Source organism: Veillonella parvula, from assembly GCF_024461875.1.
In the GTDB taxonomy this organism is placed as follows: Bacteria; Bacillota; Negativicutes; order Veillonellales; family Veillonellaceae; genus Veillonella; species Veillonella parvula_I.
In genome coordinates this window covers 151180-169336 of record NZ_JANGAL010000002.1, presented here as the reverse complement: position 1 = coordinate 169336, position 18157 = coordinate 151180, and the positions used below count along the sequence as shown (strand labels likewise).

General features: G+C 38.8%; 14 protein-coding genes. 11 read left to right on the top strand and 3 right to left on the bottom strand.

Annotated features, from left to right (window positions below):
* Window positions 1-565: 565 nt before the first annotated feature.
* Window positions 566-1903: an MFS transporter gene (locus tag NE668_RS05000; protein WP_077708020.1), complete on the bottom strand. Its 1338-nt coding sequence runs from the start codon at window positions 1901-1903 to the stop codon at window positions 566-568.
* Window positions 1904-2288: 385 nt separating this feature from the next.
* Between NE668_RS05000 and NE668_RS04995 the strand changes: the two genes are divergently transcribed.
* The 10 genes from NE668_RS04995 (at window position 2289) to NE668_RS04950 (ending at window position 15101) form a co-directional block, all read left to right on the top strand.
* Window positions 2289-2975 (top strand): Crp/Fnr family transcriptional regulator, encoded by a 687-nt coding sequence (locus tag NE668_RS04995; protein ID WP_227037888.1) that lies wholly within the window; start codon window positions 2289-2291, stop codon window positions 2973-2975.
* Between the two features lie 71 nt (window positions 2976-3046).
* Window positions 3047-6724, top strand: coding sequence for a nitrate reductase subunit alpha (locus NE668_RS04990; RefSeq protein ID WP_021147668.1), 3678 nt, complete (start codon window positions 3047-3049; stop codon window positions 6722-6724).
* A complete protein-coding gene (gene narH / locus NE668_RS04985; protein WP_012863815.1) occupies window positions 6714-8147 on the top strand; it encodes a nitrate reductase subunit beta in 1434 nt (477 codons plus the stop codon). Before NE668_RS04990 ends, narH begins: the two co-directional genes overlap by 11 nt.
* Window positions 8140-8664: a nitrate reductase molybdenum cofactor assembly chaperone gene (gene narJ / locus NE668_RS04980; RefSeq protein ID WP_038125764.1), complete on the top strand. Its 525-nt coding sequence runs from the start codon at window positions 8140-8142 to the stop codon at window positions 8662-8664. The genes narH and narJ overlap by 8 nt, the downstream gene beginning before the upstream one ends.
* Entirely contained in the window at window positions 8661-9332 is a 672-nt protein-coding gene (gene narI / locus NE668_RS04975; protein WP_227037651.1) for a respiratory nitrate reductase subunit gamma, read from the top strand. The genes narJ and narI overlap by 4 nt, the downstream gene beginning before the upstream one ends.
* Window positions 9333-9655: 323 nt before the next feature.
* Complete coding sequence (locus NE668_RS04970) at window positions 9656-10258, top strand: ferric reductase-like transmembrane domain-containing protein (protein WP_038125765.1); 603 nt, start codon at window positions 9656-9658, stop codon at window positions 10256-10258.
* Between the two features lie 251 nt (window positions 10259-10509).
* On the top strand, window positions 10510-11781 hold the full coding sequence (locus NE668_RS04965) for a putative porin (RefSeq protein WP_227037658.1): 1272 nt from the start codon (window positions 10510-10512) through the stop codon (window positions 11779-11781).
* A gap of 138 nt (window positions 11782-11919) precedes the next feature.
* Entirely contained in the window at window positions 11920-12525 is a 606-nt protein-coding gene (locus NE668_RS04960; RefSeq protein ID WP_012863818.1) for a hypothetical protein, read from the top strand.
* Window positions 12526-12815: 290 nt separating this feature from the next.
* The gene (locus NE668_RS04955; RefSeq protein ID WP_227037662.1) at window positions 12816-14012 is read left to right on the top strand and encodes an MFS transporter; all 1197 of its coding nucleotides are present in this window, start codon (window positions 12816-12818) and stop codon (window positions 14010-14012) included.
* A 204-nt stretch (window positions 14013-14216) separates the two neighbouring features.
* Window positions 14217-15101: a LysR family transcriptional regulator gene (locus NE668_RS04950; RefSeq protein WP_227037664.1), complete on the top strand. Its 885-nt coding sequence runs from the start codon at window positions 14217-14219 to the stop codon at window positions 15099-15101.
* A gap of 130 nt (window positions 15102-15231) precedes the next feature.
* Here the strand turns inward: NE668_RS04950 and NE668_RS04945 are convergent, their stop codons facing one another.
* Complete coding sequence (locus tag NE668_RS04945; RefSeq protein WP_004694005.1) at window positions 15232-15846, bottom strand: LysE/ArgO family amino acid transporter; 615 nt, start codon at window positions 15844-15846, stop codon at window positions 15232-15234.
* 135 nt (window positions 15847-15981) lie between these two features.
* Window positions 15982-17022 carry a YeiH family protein gene (locus NE668_RS04940; RefSeq protein ID WP_004694002.1) on the bottom strand — a complete coding sequence of 347 codons (1041 nt, stop codon included), beginning with the start codon at window positions 17020-17022 and terminating at the stop codon, window positions 15982-15984.
* 347 nt (window positions 17023-17369) lie between these two features.
* Between NE668_RS04940 and NE668_RS04935 the strand changes: the two genes are divergently transcribed.
* Window positions 17370-17915: a beta-class carbonic anhydrase gene (locus tag NE668_RS04935; protein ID WP_004694000.1), complete on the top strand. Its 546-nt coding sequence runs from the start codon at window positions 17370-17372 to the stop codon at window positions 17913-17915.
* Window positions 17916-18157: the final 242 nt, after the last annotated feature.

Genomic DNA, 18157 nt, shown 5'->3' with positions numbered 1-18157 from the left:
CCTTTTTGTTATTATTTAATTCATATATATCGATAAATAACTGCTTATTGTATCGTATATTCGTTCGATTTATAATGTTCTTAAGGTAGTCGGCGAGGTTGGGTCTCTCAAAAAGCAAATAGCCCTCCGTTACCCAGTGTAATTAGATAAACAGAAAGGCCATTTCCTATATGTTTTGTTTTTGAGATGCGCCTGACGTTCCTACTCGTCTGACTATCTATTTATATTATAGAGATAAAGATATATATCGTCAAATTAGAATGAATGGACTGCTTAACAGTCCATTTTTCTCCCCTCAAAATGAAGGCTATAATTTTGAACAGAAAAGTTAATATACGCACTATACTTCGTAAAATATAATTCACAATATATGAGTATCGCATTCGCAACTATATTCTCATAAAAGAGAACCCCGCATCGATCCGACTTACGAGGTCAAGGCCCTAGGCCGTAGAACTGATAAGTATGGAGGAGAGATGCGGGGTTTCTTTTATCACTTAGTATAGAAAAGTGAATTATATTTTGTTGTACTGTTCAGTGAACGTAAATTTTCTGTTCCAGAAAATTATACGTTCATGTTTGCACCTTTACGCACATAGAACCAGTAGCACACAGATACAGTTACAAGGTTGAACGCAAGTAATACAGCAAAGGCTGGGTGAATATTGCCAAACATGGAATATACAAAACCGAAGATTTTAGGTGTAATGAAGGCACCGTATGCAGCTACGGCAGCAACGAAACCTGTAATTAAAGAGGAAAGCAATGGATTGCCAAATACGTGAGGAATCATACGGAATGTAGCACCAGTTGCGAAGCCACAGCATACGAATGTCAACACGGACATAGCAAAGAAGAATGGGAAGTTGTGCATATCTACGCCAACCGCAATTAGCGCTGTTGTTGCACATAGACCGAGAAGGCTTACAAAGGTAACTTTTGTACCGCTGTTAATTTTGTCTGCTAACCAACCACCTACAGGGCGAAGTGCACCTGCTACAAGTGGACCTACGAATGCGATAGAAGCAAATGGTACTTCTGGGAATTCTTTACCTACTAATAGACCAAGTGCTGCTGCATAACCAGAGAAAGCACCGAAGGAACATGTATAAAGTAATGTAAACGCCCAAGTGTGTTTGTTCCCAAAGATTTGTACAAGATTTTTAGGATTTGGTTTTTCTAGTGGTAAGTTATCCATGAAACGTGTCATAAGTGCAAGGATAACAACGAGTGGTACGATCCACATGAAAGCTGCATTGGCAAGGTATACTGCGTTACCTTTGATGATAGCTGGTGTTACACCAAATACACTACCTAGTGCAGTAGAACCCATAGCAAATGGAGCCAAGAAGTAGATTACAGAAACACCAAGGTTACCAACGCCGCCGTTGATACCAAGAGCAGTACCTTTTTCGGATTTAGGGAAGAAGTTGCCAATGTACGCCATGGAGGACGAGAAGTTGCCGCCCGCTAAACCGATGAGGACAGTTAAGATCATGAATGTCGTATAAGAAGTTGTTGTATCTTGAACGGCAAAGCCAAGCCATACAACAGGAACTAATAGAATAAGTGTGGAAATAAATGTCCAGTTCTTACCACCGATTAAGGCCGGCATGTAGGTATATACGAAACGTAATGTAGCACCTACAAGACCTGGTAATGCGGCTAATGTAAATAATTGATCTGTTGTAAAGTTAAAGCCAGCGCCATTTAGTTGTGCTGCAATGGTTGCCCATAAATACCATACACAGAATGAAAGGGTTAATGCAATTGTGGATATAACCAGGTTTTGTTTAGCAATTTTTTTACCAAACTTTTCCCAAAATTCTGGATTTTCTGGTTGCCAATTAGCCACAATTTCGCTACGGCTTGCCCCTACTTGAGGCATTTTTAGTTCGCTCATTTTGAACTTCTCCTTACTGTAACAACTATACACGTAGACAAGAAAAATATATAAGATTATATATAATATATATATATATATATATATATATATATATATATATATATAGTAAAATCTAAAGAATTTCCATAGAAAGCATTCGATTTACTTACAAAACTGCGTTATAATTATTGTAGCATTAATATTTTTCAATGTCTTACATCACAGATATATTATATAGTGTATTTTTTTTTGTGAATGTGATGTAAAACACACATATTCTGAAATTAATAAGTTATAATAATCATATATATACGAAAAAGTATATAGTATACGTACTTTTACTATAAATAGATTAGTATAACTAATGGATTTTGTTATAAAAGTACTGTGGAGTGATAATGGTATGGATCAAGAATTAATTAACCAATTGCTTGCTTTGCCGGGTGAGGAACTACATCTTAAAAAAGGTGATTTTCTCTTCCGTGAGGGGGACAAGGCAGAATACTTTTACGTAGTAGTAAAAGGTAGAATGAGCATTAAGAAGTTCGAAGCTAGCGGACACATTTTTGCGTTGCGTTTAGTAGGGCCGAATAATGTAATTGGTGAGGTTCCGTTGTATGAGGAGAACACTAGAACATATGTGTTCAACGCCATTGCTCGGGAGGATTGCTCTGTTTATTGTATACGCTATGATGTGTTGGAAGGGGCTATTGCAAAAGACCATTCATTGGCTATTGCAATGATGAAAATCTACACTTTACATATGCGTCGTCAACAGGCAAAATACCGGGACTTGCTACTTTACGGCAAGAAGGGAGCATTCTATTCTACCTTGTTGCGCTTAGCCAATAGTTATGGTGTAAAGCGCGAGGATGGTATCTTTATTGATATTGCCCTAACAAATCAAGAATTGGCTGAGTTTGCTGCCACATCAAGAGAAAGTTTAAATCGCATGTTAAGTGAGTTACGTAAGTTAGGCTATGTAGCCTATGACAAACACCATCTAGTAATCTGTGATTTTGACGCTTTAATCGGATTACTTGATTTAGAGGTTGATAGTATTGACCCTAATATTAGTAATATCGAATAACAGGATTTTCTCCCTTGTGTTAGCACATCTAGCACAAGGGATTTTTTTGTAGTTTTGAAGGAGGACACGAGATGAGCTTGTTGTCTCAAAAGTTTAAGTTTCTTCGCAAGAAGGAAGTATCTCCAAACGGCCATCAAATCACAGAAGATGGAGGTCGTGAATGGGAAAATTATTATCGTGACCGTTGGTCTTACGATAAAGTTGTCCGCACAACGCATGGCGTAAACTGTACTGGTTCTTGTAGCTGGAATATTTATGTTAAAAACGGTGTTGTAGCCTGGGAGAATCAAGCAATTGACTACCCTGAAACACCAGATGATATGCCAGATTATGAACCACGTGGGTGCCCTCGTGGTGCAACATTCTCTTGGTATCTTTATAGCCCTTTGCGCGTAAAATATCCTTATGTACGTGGCGAATTGGTCGAGCTTTGGAGAGAAGCGAAGAAGCATGCTAAGAATCCAATCGAAGCTTGGAAATCTATCGTAGAAGATCCTGAAAAAGCGAAAAAATATAAGTCAGCCCGTGGTATGGGTGGCTTTGTGCGCTCCACATGGGATGAAGCAACAGAAATTACTGCAGCATCCTTACTATATACAGCAAAAACATATGGCCCTGACCGCAACGCAGGCTTCTCTGTAATTCCTGCGATGTCCATGTTGTCCTATGCAGCAGGGGCTCGTTTCCTTAACTTGATGGGTGGCACACCATTGTCCTTCTATGACTGGTATGCCGATTTGCCACCTTCCAGCCCTCAAGTTTGGGGTGAACAAACTGATACACCTGAATCTGGTGACTGGTATAATGCTGGTTACATCATGACGTGGGGTTCTAATGTACCGTTGACCCGTACGCCAGATGCTCACTTCTTGACAGAGGTTCGTTATAAAGGTACTAAAGTAGTATCCGTGTCTCCTGACTATGCGGAATCTACAACTTCTTCCGATGCATGGCTCAATGTAAAAGCTGGTACCGATGCGGCTCTTGCAATGGCAATGGGTCACGTTATCCTAAAAGAATATTACATCGACAAAGAAACTCCATACTTCAAAGAGTATGCAAAAGAGTTCACAGATATGCCATTCCTTGTACGCGTTGAAGATATCAACGGCACAGTTCAACCAGGCCGTTTCTTGAATGCTAAGGACTTAGGTCGCCAAGAGGAAGGCGCTGACTTCCAAATGGTATTGATTGATGAATTAACAAATGAAATCGTTGTACCTAATGGTACAATGGGTGAACGTCACACGAACCCACAAAAATGGAATTTACGACTTGAAAATCGTGATACAGGAGCTAAAATTGATCCTCGCTTGTCCGTATTTGATCAACGTGAAGACGTGACTGTTGTTAAGTTACCGTACTTTGGTGATGAAGAACACGAAGGTATTATTGAACGCGCTATTCCAACTATTACAGTACAAACTGTTGATGGTCCTGTGAAAGTGACTACTGTATACGATCTCATTCTTGCTAACTACGGTATTGACCGCGGTATCGGTGGTGAGGTAGCGACAGCTTACACTGACGACACACCTTATACACCTACATGGCAAGAAAAAATCACTGGCGTAAAAGCGGACATTGCTATTGCTACAGCACGTGAATTTGCAGATAATGCTGAAAAAACCAAAGGTCGTTCCATGATTATCATGGGCGGTGGCATCAACCACTGGTACCATGCCGATGTTATTTACCGTACTATTTTGAACCTTATCATGTTCTGTGGTACAGAAGGTGTTAACGGCGGTGGTTGGGCCCACTACGTAGGTCAAGAAAAGCTTCGTCCTGTTGAAGGTTGGGGTGGTATCATGACTGCCAATGACTGGAGTAAGGCTCCTCGTTTGCAAAATGGTACATCTTGGTTCTACTTTGCTACAGAACAATATCGTTCTGACTGCATCGACTTGGCAGACCGCGTATCTAAATTGGCTAAACCTCGCTATCGTCATCCTGGGGATTACAACGTCTTAGCAGCTCGTTTAGGTTGGTTGCCATCCTATCCTACTTTCAATAAAGGTAGCCAAGAATTGATTAATGATGCTCGTGCAGCCGGTGCTAGTACAGAAGCGGAAATCAACCAATATGTGGCACAAGCCTTGAAAAATAAAGATTTACAATTCTGTGTAGAGGATCCAGCAGCTAAAGAAAACCATCCACGTAACTTGTTTGTATGGCGTGCGAACCTTATCGGTTCTTCTTCTAAAGGCCACGAATACTTCTTGAAACATTTATTAGGCACAAAAAATGCCGTATTGGAAGATGATGATGCTCCTACACGCCCAGAAGAAATTAAATGGCGTGAAGCAGATGGTGCGGGTAAGCTTGATCTCTTAATTGATATCGACTTCCGTATGGCGTCTACAGGTTTATATTCTGATATCGTGTTCCCCGCAGCTACATGGTATGAAAAAGAAGACTTGTCTTCTACGGACATGCATCCATATGTACATGTATTCCAAGCAGCTGTTGATTGCGCATGGGAAACTAAATCTGACTGGGATACATTCCGCACTCTTGCAGAAACAGTATCTCGCGTAGCAAAAGAATCTGGCTTTACAGAATATGAAGATATTGTAGCTACTCCACTTGGCCATGATAGCCCAGGCGAAGTAGCGCAACCAGAAGGTAAAGTTCTTGATTGGAGTAAAGGCGAATGTGAACCAATCCCTGGTAAAACAATGCCGAACCTCGTTCATGTAAAACGCGATTACAGTCAGATCTTTGAAAAATACATTGCTTTAGGACCTAATATCGAAAATAAAATGGGTGCTCACGGTTTGGCGTGGGATGTATCTGACGAATATCAAACATTGTATGGTCAAAATGGTACGATTGATAATCCAGACTTCATTTCTCATGGCCGTCCAAGCATTTACGAATGTAAGGAAGCTTGTAATGTTGTATTAACATTATCTTCTTGTACAAATGGTAAATTAGCGGTTCGTTCTTGGAAAGCGATGGAAGAAAAAACAGGTCTTTCTGGGCTTGAAAAGAATGCAAAAGGTCGCGAACAAGAAAAGATTACTTTCGATGACATGGTTCGTCAACCACGCTTTATCATTAGCTCTGTAACAAGTACTGGTAAGAACGATAAAAATCGTCGTTATTCTCCATTTACAACATCTACAGAAGATAAGGTACCATTCCGTACTGTAACAGGTCGTCAATCGTTCTATTGTGATCATGAAATGATGCGCGACTATGGCGAAGCTATGGCATTGTATAAACCTGTATTATCATATAAACCAGTACAAGGTGATTATAAACAAGAAGGTATTCCAGAAATTACATTGAAATACTTAACACCACATAATAAGTGGTCTACACATAGTATGTATTTTGATAGCCAACAAATGTTAACATTATTCCGTGGTGGCCAAACAATTTGGCTCAACGAAGATGATGCAGCAGAAATTGGTGTTAAAGATAACGACTGGGTAGAAGCTTTCAATAAAAATGGTGTAGTTGCAGCTCGTGCAGTTGTATCTCCACGTATTCCTCGTGGCATTTCTTATATGCATCACTCCCAAGACCGTCACATCAACGTTCCTGGTACGCAAGTTAAGAAAGATCGTCGCGGTGGTACACACAATGCGCCAACTCATATTCACATGAAGCCGACACACATGATCGGCGGTTATGGTCAATTGAGCTATGGCTTTAACTACTATGGCCCAACTGGTAACCAACGTGATATGACAATTGTGGCTCGTAAATTGAAGGAGGTGGATTGGCTTGAAGATTAAAGCTCAAGTATCCATGGTCCTAAATTTGGACAAGTGTTTAGGCTGTCATACATGCTCTATTACTTGTAAAAATACATGGACGAACCGCGAAGGCGCGGAATATATGTACTTTAATAACGTGGAAACCCGCCCTGGCGTGGGTTACCCACGTAATTGGGAAAACCAAGAGAAATGGAAGGGTGGCTGGACTCTCGATAAAAGCGGTAATTTGGCGCTTTCAACAGGCTCTAAAGGCTCTCGATTGATGAAGTTGTTCTATCATCCAGAACAACCAGAAATTACGGATTACTTTGAACCTTGGACATACGATTATGAAACATTGATTCATACCGGTCGTAAAAATAATCAACCTGTAGCACGTCCTCGTTCCTTGCTAACAAAGCAAAAAATGGAAGTAACATGGGGCCCTAACTGGGATGATGATTTGGCTGGAGGTCATCATGCACGAGAAGATGTGAACTTGGCTAAGATGGGTGACGATATCGTATTTGACTACGAAGAAGTATTCATGCGTTATTTACCACGTCTTTGTAACCACTGTTTAAATCCTGCATGTGTAGCGGCATGTCCATCCGGTGCCATCTACAAGCGTGATGAAGATGGTGTTGTACTTGTTTCCCAAGATGTATGCCGCGGTTGGAGACATTGCGTTCCATCTTGCCCATACAAAAAAATCTTCTATAACTGGGAAACGAATAAAGCTGAAAAATGTGTATTCTGTTATCCTCGTTTGGAAAATGGTCTGCCTCAAATATGCGCTGAAACATGTGTAGGTCGTATGCGCTATGTTGGTGTAGTCTTATACGATATGGACAAAGTTCAAGAAATGGCAGCTACGAAGGATGAACAAGACATCTACCAAAATACAGTAGATTTAATCTTGGACCCTAATGATCCAGAGGTTATTAAAGCCGCTCGCGAAGCAGGTATCTCTGAAGCATTCTTGAAAGCAGCTAAAAAATCTCCTGTTTACAAGCTTGTAAAAGAATGGGGCGTTGCATTGCCATTGCATCCAGAGTATCGCACATTGCCAATGGTTTGGTATGTGCCACCGCTCAGCCCAATTTTACAACGTGTTACATCTGATGTATACTTGCCAGATGCACATGAAATGCGCGTGCCTGTACAATACTTAGCTAATATGTTTACTGCTGGTAATACAGATATTTTAGCTCGTGTATTACAACGCATTCTCGATATGCGTGAATACATGCGTCGCCGTGAAACAGGTGATGAAGCAATCGCTCATGAAGTAGATCTTACAGAAGAGCAAATGTATGCTATGTACAAATTGTTAGCCTTGTCTAAATATAATGATCGTTTTGTTATCCCATCCGATGTTAATGTATCTCGCGAAGGTCGCTTAGAAATGCAACACAATCGTGGTTTTGCATGCCCGACAGGGGGTTGCCATAATGGATGATGCACAAAAAATAGCTCTCATTGCTTCTTTTTTGCTTCGGTATCCAGATGAATCTTGGTACAATGAACTTGGTGAATGGAAAGAGGATACTTACTCTGTTGAGCATCCTCAGCTTCGCCAAGGATTGCTAGAGTTCTTTGATTACATTGAAGAAACGGATCGTAAGGCCTTTGAAGACCAATACGTACGTATCTTTGACTTCAGCCGTAATACGACGATGTACTTATCGACTTACGAATTGCAAGGTACAGGGGAACAAGCAGAGGAACTCGTTAAATATAAAGCCTTCTTCCTAGAAAATGGCTATGATTTACCAAAGGAGATGCCTGACTATATTCCAGCTATTTTAGAGTTATGTGCAGTTATCGAACCTGAAAAGGCTCGTGAAGTATATGATTATTGTAAACCAAAGCTAGAATATATTAGGGATCGATTGATCGAAGCAAAACTGACCTATGCATTCTTATTTGATATCATATTGTCGGTTGCAAATGGATTGGAGGACGGTGCACGATGAATCTATTTTTATGGGGCGCTTTGCCATATATTGCGTTTACCTTCTTAATCGTAGGCACACTTGTTCGTTTCTTCTACTTTGAAAGAAACTGGACTACAAAATCAAGTGAATTTTTAGAGAAAAAACAATTGCGTATTGCCAATCCATTGTTTCACTTTGGTTTGCTATGCGTTATCGGCGGTCACGTAGTAGGTGTATTAGTACCTAAAGCTTGGACTGCAGCTATGGGTATCAATGACCATATGTACCATGAAGGTGCATTATATATGGGTGCTGTAGCGGGTATCATTTTCATCGTTGGTTTCTTGCTCTTGATGAAACGTCGCTTTACTGTACCTGCTATGAAAGTAAATACATCTGGCCTTGATAAATGGTTATATTTATTCTTAACATTAGCTATCTTTAGTGGTATGGCTGGTACATTGCTTAATGCATCTGGCTTCTTTGATTACCGTGTATCCATCGGTCCATGGTTCCGTAGCTTACTATCCTTTATGCCTGATCCATCCTTGATGGAAGGCGTACCATTCATGTTTAAATTCCACATGTTGGCATGGATGGTGGTTGCTATTATTTTCCCATTCAGCCGTTTGGTACACTGCTTGAGTGTTCCACTCAACTACTTAACACGTCCGTTCATCGTATATCGTAAACGGGATCAAAAATAATTAGGATGATGATTAATTTGTATGCCTATATATAATAGGATTCATTAATCTATGGCCCCTTGTAGTGGTGAAAGCATATGCTCACAACTATGAGGGGCTTTTATTTACCGATTCTATATTAGTAGATTACAATGTATTCTCTGTAGAGAAGAAATTTATTCATTGTAATAAGCTTAGAATGACTATAATAGGTATTTTAATTTAGAATTATTCTTATAATATATACTATGTATCTAATATAAGTAATCTACAAAATTCGATTTAAATGATAAACTATATCGTATAGATTGAATTTTTTAGGTATTATTTTCGAGAGGTATATGATGAATCAAGTTGAAACAAAACAGAAAAAAAGTATTTACCATATCTTTGTATGGATTGCTATTTTCTCCTTAGTTATGATCGGTTTATTAGAGTGGGGCTACATGGCCGGTGGTCGTGCCTTTGGTAATTATAAAGTGTATACGGGTCTTGTGCCATGGTGTGTATGGATCATCATGACCTATTTAGCGACTCGCCCTAAATGGTTTACAAGTCGCTATAATTTAGGTGACATGTATAAGGTACACCGTGCATTAGGTATTGCCACTGTAGCTGTTATTGCATTCCATTTATATCTCTATTTTGGTAAAGCGGCTAAATCCATCCTTGGTTGGTGGGGCGGATATGTGGCTCTTACCTCCTTTGGTATTGCTACAATCTCTGGCCTTGCGTTCTTAACTCCAAAACTTAGAAAGGTTACACCATCTGGTCGTAATGTAGGTATTTGGTTACATCGATTAAATCTTGTAGCACTTGTTGCTGCAGATATCCATATTCATGGTTTTAATCGTATTTCTAAAATGGTACCATTCTTACAAGTGTTTGATATCATTACATACGGTCTCGTTCTTTACTGCATTTACTTGATGTTTAAAAAGAAATAATATGAATTACTAGAATCCCTTCTGTATCATGCAGAAGGGATTTTTCGTTACATTTATAGTTTCTAGTAAATTAACATAGGATATTATCAGTTTGAGTCATAAATGATTATGAGATTGATATACATTTTCCCTTTACTCGTATAATGAAAATTGTTATTATCTGTATGTTAAACATGATAATGATAATTAGGTTCATAAATTCATTATCTATTCATTTTTATTCTTGTTATTTTTATTGTGTGAGGTTTAGTATGATTAAACGTAAAATGACCAGTGCTTTTGCAGTGGCTGCCATGATGGGTGTGGCTACAGCTTTTGCTGTTAACCCATTTTCTGATGTTCCTTCTGATAGTTGGGCTTATCAAGCAGTAGATCAATTGGCTACAGCTGGTATTATCAATGGATATCCTGATGGTACTTTCAAAGGGCAAAATAATATTACGCGTTATGAAATGGCCCAAATGATTGCGAAAGGCATGGCTAATCAAGATCGGGCAAATGCGGAACAACAAGCTATGTTAAATCGCTTGGCGGATGAATTTTCCAATGAATTGAATACACTTGGTGTGCGTGTAGCTAAATTGGAAGACCGCGTAGGCAATGTAAAAGTTACTGGTGATGCTCGTATCAACTACATCGGTAAAGAGGGTGGCGATGGTTATGATTACGAAGATAAGATCACAGCTCGTGTACGTCTAGGTCTCGATGCAAAGGTTAATAAAAATACCTCTGTTAAAGCGCGTATTACTACAGGTTCTATCGAGCTAGGTGATAGCTCTAAAGAGGCACAAGCTAATTGGGATTTGGCATACGTAGAGCACAAGTTCGATAAAAATGTTGTGGTCGATGCGGGGCGCTATACTCAAAAATTTGGCGGTGGTCTCATTTATAACTCCAACTTTGATGGTGTTGGTGCTACAGCTAAGCTTGGTAAAAAAGTGACATTAAATGGTGGCTATGGTTATATGACAGCAGGCCGTTTTGCAAAAGTTTCCAAGGAAAATAACGGTGATGTGGGCATTGTGAATGCTAATGTGGCTGTAAATGATCACTTTAGCTTTGGTGGTATGCTTGCTCATGTAGGTACAGCGAATGTACGCATGGGTAATGGCAAGAAAAATAATGACTTTGATAATGTATATGGCTTCAATGCGAAATATAATGTAGGTAAACTTGATGTTCACGGTGAGTGGGTTAAAGCATCAGGCTTGAGTGATTCTGATATTTGGAATGTAGGCGCTAAATGGGGCAACTACAAAATTGATAAAAAGAATTCTTGGGCAGTAGGCTTAGATTACTACGATCAAGCTAAAAATGCACCGATTTTCAAAACACAAAAATACGAATCTAATGATTTACAAAAAACAACGCGTTTTGAAGGTTATAAGGCGTGGGAGTTGGGCGCATCTTATGCACCAGAGAAAAATATTGGCATTAATGCATACTACGGTTTCAATGCTAAAACACAAGAAGGCAATCGCGTAAATGATTACTATCGTGCGGATCTTAACTTCAAATTCTAATGTAATAATTGGATTCTAATTTAATCAGTAATTAGTTCTAAGTAGAATGCTATAGGGTGAGAGTGTTTTATTAGCATGCTACATTAGGCCAAACTAGATGTATACTTGTAGATCGTATAGGACGTAGAGAGGTTTATTATGGCAGAAGTTGTAAAAAAACAGTTTAAGAGTAAATACCATATTTTAATTTGGATTGCAGTTTTATCCCTAATATTTATGGGTATGGTGGAATATGGTTATGTAACAGGTGGTAGACCATTCGGCAACTGGAAGGTTCACTTAGGACTTATTCCTTATGTGGCATGGCTTGTATTAACATACATTGCAACAAAACCAAAATGGTTTATCAAACGATATAATCCAAAAGAAATGTTTGAAGTTCATCGCATTGTAGGTATTGTTAGTGTTGTTCTCGTATGTGCACACTGGTATGTATACTTCTTGAAAGCTTTGAAATCCTTCTTAGGCTTCTGGGGCGGTTATATCTCCCTTGTGGCTATGTTTATTGCTCTTATCTTTGCGGTATTATACTTAACACCTTGGGTAGGCAATATGGCAAAATCTGTATCCCGTAAAAAAGCAATCTGGATTCATCGCTTGAATCTAATTGCCATTATTGCGGCAAATATCCATGTTCATGGATTTGGCCGTTTATCTAAAATGGTACCATTCTTGCCTGTATTTGACGTAGTAACTTATGCGCTTGTTATTTACTATATTTATTGGATGTTCAAACAAAAATAATATATTGTAGGCATCTCTTTCTTTAGTAAAAGTAGGGGAACCACATGATAAAAGAGACCATCTCTGGCCCTTATGGGTATAAGCGATGGTCTTTTTTTGTCGTTTGCGATACAATAGAATCATAAGTATATATTCTATGGATTTATGTAAATATATGCTATTGCATTCTTTTGAGGTAAGAGTAAAAATCTGTTCTATAAACATTTTTTTGTATTATAGTATACTTTAGCTCATATCGATATGTATATTACTACCTTTATAGGTAATTTCAAATAGGAAAGAAGGATATTATGGATTCTTCTTGGAAACGAATTATATACCTAATCTGTACTATACAGGTTGGTGGGGGTATAACAATTATCGGTGTATTATCCTTCCTTCCGTTATTTTTAGCTGAGCTAGGCCTGCATGATCCAGGGGAAGCGGCCATGTGGGCAGGCCTTGTATCAGGTGTAACGCCTTGTATGGTGGCACTGAGTGCACCATATTGGTCGCGTAAGGCAAATCAGCTTGGTCCGCGTAAGGTAATGATGTTCATCTTGTTTACCCTGATGGTGACTGTTGGCGCCTGTGCTTTTACACAAACACCATGGCAGTTATTGATGTTACGTATCTTGCAAGGCGTGGTAGGGGGCTATGTTCCAATAGGATTGGCTATTATTATTCTCGTAACCCCTGAGGATAAGGTACCTTGGGCAATGGGCTTATACCAAGCTTCCATGGTTATGGGCCTCGTATTTGGACCACTCATGGGTGGTTTGGCAGCGGACTTATTAGGTTATCGCGCTCCATTTGTTATGTTCTCATCCTTAACAGGGCTTTGTATGTTGGGGATTTATCTATTCATGCCTAATCTACAGTTTGAGCATAAGGTAGATGCTAGAGAGTCGCAGCTGTCTCTAATTAAATCCTTTTTGGTCATACCTCGTGTTCGCCTCTTGGTAGGGCTATTGTTTCTATGTAATTTTGGTATTACCGGCATTGGCCCCATTTTACCACTATACATTAAGCACTATATGCATATGAATGATGAGTTTATAGCCACTATTGTTGGTATAATCATCTTTGGCGCCGGTTTGTTTAGTGCTTTAGCTTCAATCTCCATTGGTAAGATAACAGAACGTTTAACCATGCCTCGTATTGTTTTTACTGCTACATGGGCTGTAGGGACTTTGTTTATACTTCAATATATAATGCCTAGCATATGGGGACTTGGTATATTCCGTGCCATTGCAGGATTCTTCATGGGCTTTATTACACCGATTGCGAATACGCTCATATCCAAGGCTGTTCCTATTGAGCGCCGAGGTATCGTGTTTGGTGCAGTGTCCAGTGTAGCCATGATGGGAAATGTATTGGGGCCTGTCCTTAGTGGCATGATTGCTCATGCCTTTGGGTATGGGGCGGTCTTTTGGTCTACAGCAGCTATATTCTTTGTAGCGGCCCTGTTTATTTATCGTAGTTTAGTTATTCCCAGTGAAAGTTAATCATCATAGCTGATCTGCTTTCACCGTTTTAGACATAGTTAAATATATTTAGTACTATGTAGAGAATCGATAGATACTATAGATTCTATGTAAGATACTATGTAGAGAAAACGTATAGCAAACTCCAATATGGGGCTATATGTTGCGAAATGTTTCAAAGGTATTGATTTGTCTAATCCGTAAGAGAGATGAGAGTGCATCGTTATGTTATTAAAACAATTAGAGTATTTTGTATGTGTAGTAGATAATAACAGTTTTACACAAGCTGCAACAGAGCAATATGTATCTCAATCTGCTATATCTCAGCAAATCAAGGCTCTTGAAAATAGCCTTGGTGTTGAATTAATGGTTCGAGAGAAACGAAGCTTTCATCTAACACCAGCAGGACAATATTTATATCGATCTGGTAAGAAGTTATTAGAACGGTTCCATGATATTAAGGTAGAAACGACGCGCATTGGTACAGATGCACGGGTGAGTTTGCGCATTGGCTATTTGAACCGTTATAGTGGGATTGCTATGCAGCAAACTGTGATTCACATGGCAAAGCGTTATAAAAATTTAGATATTCGTATGTACAGCGGCAGCCATGAAGAGCTATATGGCATGCTTAGTGATCGTCGTGTAGATGTAGTATTTAATGATCAATGGCAAATTTTATCTGATGATTTTGAAAGTCATTTAATTGATAAATCCACTACATTTATAGAGGTACCACAAGGATATACTAATGAAGATTGTGTAGAACTAAAGCATATCGATGATTTACCACTTATTTTATTGTGTCGCGGGAAATATACCTTGTCTGAAGAGGAACATTATCGCAAAGCTATAGGTTATAATGGTGCTTTCGCTTATGCTCGCACGTTAGAAGAAGCACGATACTTGGTTGCAGGGCAGCAAGGGCTATTACTATTAGATTGTTTTAAATACTTAACAGATCCTATGCCAGGTATTGAACGTAAGGTATTGACGAATCATAGTAAACCTATGGAACGCCACTACTACTTTATATCGCAACGAAATCAAAATAATTCGTATATTGTAGCTCTTAGAGATATGTTCCGGCAAGTACTTGAAGAATTATAAATGAGATTATAAATGAAAAAGCCGTTAGCAACTTGCTAACGACTTTTTTCTTTTTCTGTACATCATCTATTTGTATTTTTCTTATATAGTTATGATGGTATTAGTGATTTAGACTTTTCTTTGTATAACCTCACAAAAAGTCTCTTAACATCATGAAGCCATCAATACATAATTTGATACCATAAATGACGAGAACCGAACCACAGAAACGGTTAATCCATGCCATATGAGTAATTTTAATTTTTTTAGCTAGTAGATGCATTGTAGTAGCTAGAGAACCAAACCAAATAGGTGTCATAACTAAGAAACCAGCGAAGAAGTGGTAGATGCTTTCTTTTGGAATATTAGCTTGAAAAGCACCGAGCATCATTGTCGCATCTAGAATGGCTTGAGGATTGCCCCATGATACCGCAATGGCTGAGACAATAATTTTTCTAATTGGAATATGTGTGTCCACATTGCGCATGTCTGGTTCAGTTTTAAATATATTAAAGCCCATATAAACAATGAGGAGGCCCCCAAAGAGGAGAACTATGAGCTTTGTGAGTGGCCACATTTCAAGAACGGCACCAATACCATAGAAGGCGGCAGCACTTAAACTCATGTCAAAAAACGCTAGTATGATTAGCGTCAATATAATGCGACGGACAGGTTGCACCAAGGCCGTATTAATAATGAAGAGGTTTTGCATGCCAACAGGGGCAAACGTAGCGAGACCGACAAGAAGTCCTTGTAAGAAGTACATATTAACCCTCCTGACTATGGTATGATAAAGTACTAATAAGGTGAATAGTAGCACGAAACCCCTCCATTACTGGAGGGGTCCTTACTATTCTATTCATATATAATTATAACATAATATACAATATATGTATATTTTCTACCATAAACCTATCATATGTTGTGCCATAAGGCTTACGGCGGAGATAGCAATCCAGCAACAAGCGCCTAAGGCTAGGGCAGAGCCGCCGGATTTTAATAATTTTACAATATTTGTATTAAGGCCGATTGCTACCATGGCCATTGTAATAAAGTATTTGGAAATTGTTTTGAAGATACTCAAGAATTGAATATCTACATTAGCATAGGATAATGCTGTTGTAATAAGGGAGCAAAGTACAAAGTATAAAACGAATCTTGGGAAAATCTTAGCAATACTAACGTTTGCACCATCTGTCTGAGAGGCATTTTTCTTGGCTTTGTATACTTGATAACTAGCGAGGCCTAAACATATAGGAATAATAGCTAGGGTACGTGTTAGCTTTACGATAGTAGCATATTCCAAAACTTGAGTGCCCGTACCTTTCATACTATCCCATACAGCAGCTGTTGCTGTTACAGAAGAAGTATCGTTAACTGCAGTACCAGCGAACAATCCAAAGCCCATGTTAGAGAGCCCAATGGCGTCGCCTAATTGAGGGAATACGAAGGCGGCTACCACATTGAAGAAGAATACAACAGAGATTGCTTGTGCAATATCATGATCCTCTGCTTTAATAACTGGTGCCGCTGCAGCAATAGCGGAACCACCACAAATGGATGAACCAACACCGATGAGAACAGCTGAGTTAGAGTCAATATGGGTTAATCGATAAATAACATAGGATACGATTAACGATGTAGCGATGGTAGAAATGATGACAGGTAAAGAAATCCAACCTACATGTAGAATCTGTGTAATGTTAAGACCAAAGCCCAACAAAATAACGGCCCACTGTAAAATCTTTTTGGATGTAAATCCAATGCCAGCACCTGTTTTTTCCCGTTTCCAAGAGGTAAAGATAGAACCAATAATTATACCTAAAATGATGGCAAAGATTGGACTACCTACTAGATGAAATTGCTGTCCTAGTAGCCAACAAGGAATAGCGAGAATGGCACAGAGCAAAATGCCTGGCAACGTTTTTTGATTGATACCCATTATAAAACCTCCTTACTGTACATACAGTTCACGTCATATGCGGTATCATGTGGCGTTTGCTTTCTATAGTGTTAATAGTACCATAGGAAGGGTTTTTAAATCTACTATATATGTCAGAATTATACAGAATATTCATCGCATTTTTGAAGTTTTTATATGATTGATATAAATAAAAACAAATTATAAGATAAAAGTTAATATTATTGAGTTAAAGATTTTGTATAATCGTAAAATTCATAATAATAATTTATAAGTTGAAATTTAAACTTGTTTTGTGATGAATAAGGTGTATATAATGAATAGAATCTATTTCAGGTGGAAATAGAGTATATAAAGTGAGGATCCTTATGATTGATATTACAAAAATAATTGAAACCAATAAAGAATATGTGAAACAACACCCTGAGCTACCAAAGGCGGGGCTAACAAGCCATCCTACAAAAAAGTTAGGCATCGTAACTTGTATGGATACCCGCTTAGTAGGTATGCTTGAAGAAGCACTAGGCTTTAATCGAGGCGAGATAATTGTCATCAAAACTGCAGGCAATAGTGTAACACAACCTATCGATAACATCGTGCAAAGCTTGCTCGTTGCTACCTATGGTATGGAAATTGAAGATGTGCTAATTATCGGTCATGAAAACTGTGGTATGATTGATTTTTCTGCTACTACATTCATGGAATCTATGAAAGCAAAAGGTATCAGTGAAGATGCTATTCGCATGATTGAACCGGGCCTTATCGACTGGATGGATCGATTCCATATCTCTGAAGACAATGTAATTTATACAGTTAACTTCCTACGCCACCATCCACTATTTCCAAAAGGAATGGGCTTCTATGGAGGTATGATGGATCCTGATACAGGCGAATTCCGTTATATTGAGATTTAGTGGTGGCCTTGATGGAGCCCCGTTAGATAACTACATTTAGGTAAAAAAGAGTGATGACTAACCTCTACGCTCCGAAGCGAGCTAAGTCGCTAATCGGTTAATCATCACTCTTTTTATAACTGTATTTGTGAACTCGTCCCATCGAGTCTATCCATAAATCAATAAAACAAAATTCACTGTATCAAAAGAGAAAGGGAATGGCTTAGCCATTCCCTTTTCTCGCTCTCTATATAGCCAACCTA

Coding starts and splice junctions, on each gene's coding strand:
- NE668_RS04970 (WP_038125765.1), top strand. CDS start 9,656: ATGAATCAAGTTGAAACAAAACAGAAAAAAAGTATTTACCATATCTTT.
- NE668_RS04955 (WP_227037662.1), top strand. CDS start 12,816: ATGGATTCTTCTTGGAAACGAATTATATACCTAATCTGTACTATACAG.
- NE668_RS04935 (WP_004694000.1), top strand. CDS start 17,370: ATGATTGATATTACAAAAATAATTGAAACCAATAAAGAATATGTGAAA.
- NE668_RS04960 (WP_012863818.1), top strand. CDS start 11,920: ATGGCAGAAGTTGTAAAAAAACAGTTTAAGAGTAAATACCATATTTTA.
- narJ (WP_038125764.1), top strand. CDS start 8,140: ATGGATGATGCACAAAAAATAGCTCTCATTGCTTCTTTTTTGCTTCGG.
- narI (WP_227037651.1), top strand. CDS start 8,661: ATGAATCTATTTTTATGGGGCGCTTTGCCATATATTGCGTTTACCTTC.
- NE668_RS04950 (WP_227037664.1), top strand. CDS start 14,217: ATGTTATTAAAACAATTAGAGTATTTTGTATGTGTAGTAGATAATAAC.
- NE668_RS05000 (WP_077708020.1), bottom strand. CDS start 1,903: ATGAGCGAACTAAAAATGCCTCAAGTAGGGGCAAGCCGTAGCGAAATT.
- NE668_RS04945 (WP_004694005.1), bottom strand. CDS start 15,846: ATGTACTTCTTACAAGGACTTCTTGTCGGTCTCGCTACGTTTGCCCCT.
- NE668_RS04940 (WP_004694002.1), bottom strand. CDS start 17,022: ATGGGTATCAATCAAAAAACGTTGCCAGGCATTTTGCTCTGTGCCATT.
- NE668_RS04965 (WP_227037658.1), top strand. CDS start 10,510: ATGATTAAACGTAAAATGACCAGTGCTTTTGCAGTGGCTGCCATGATG.
- NE668_RS04990 (WP_021147668.1), top strand. CDS start 3,047: ATGAGCTTGTTGTCTCAAAAGTTTAAGTTTCTTCGCAAGAAGGAAGTA.
- NE668_RS04995 (WP_227037888.1), top strand. CDS start 2,289: ATGGATCAAGAATTAATTAACCAATTGCTTGCTTTGCCGGGTGAGGAA.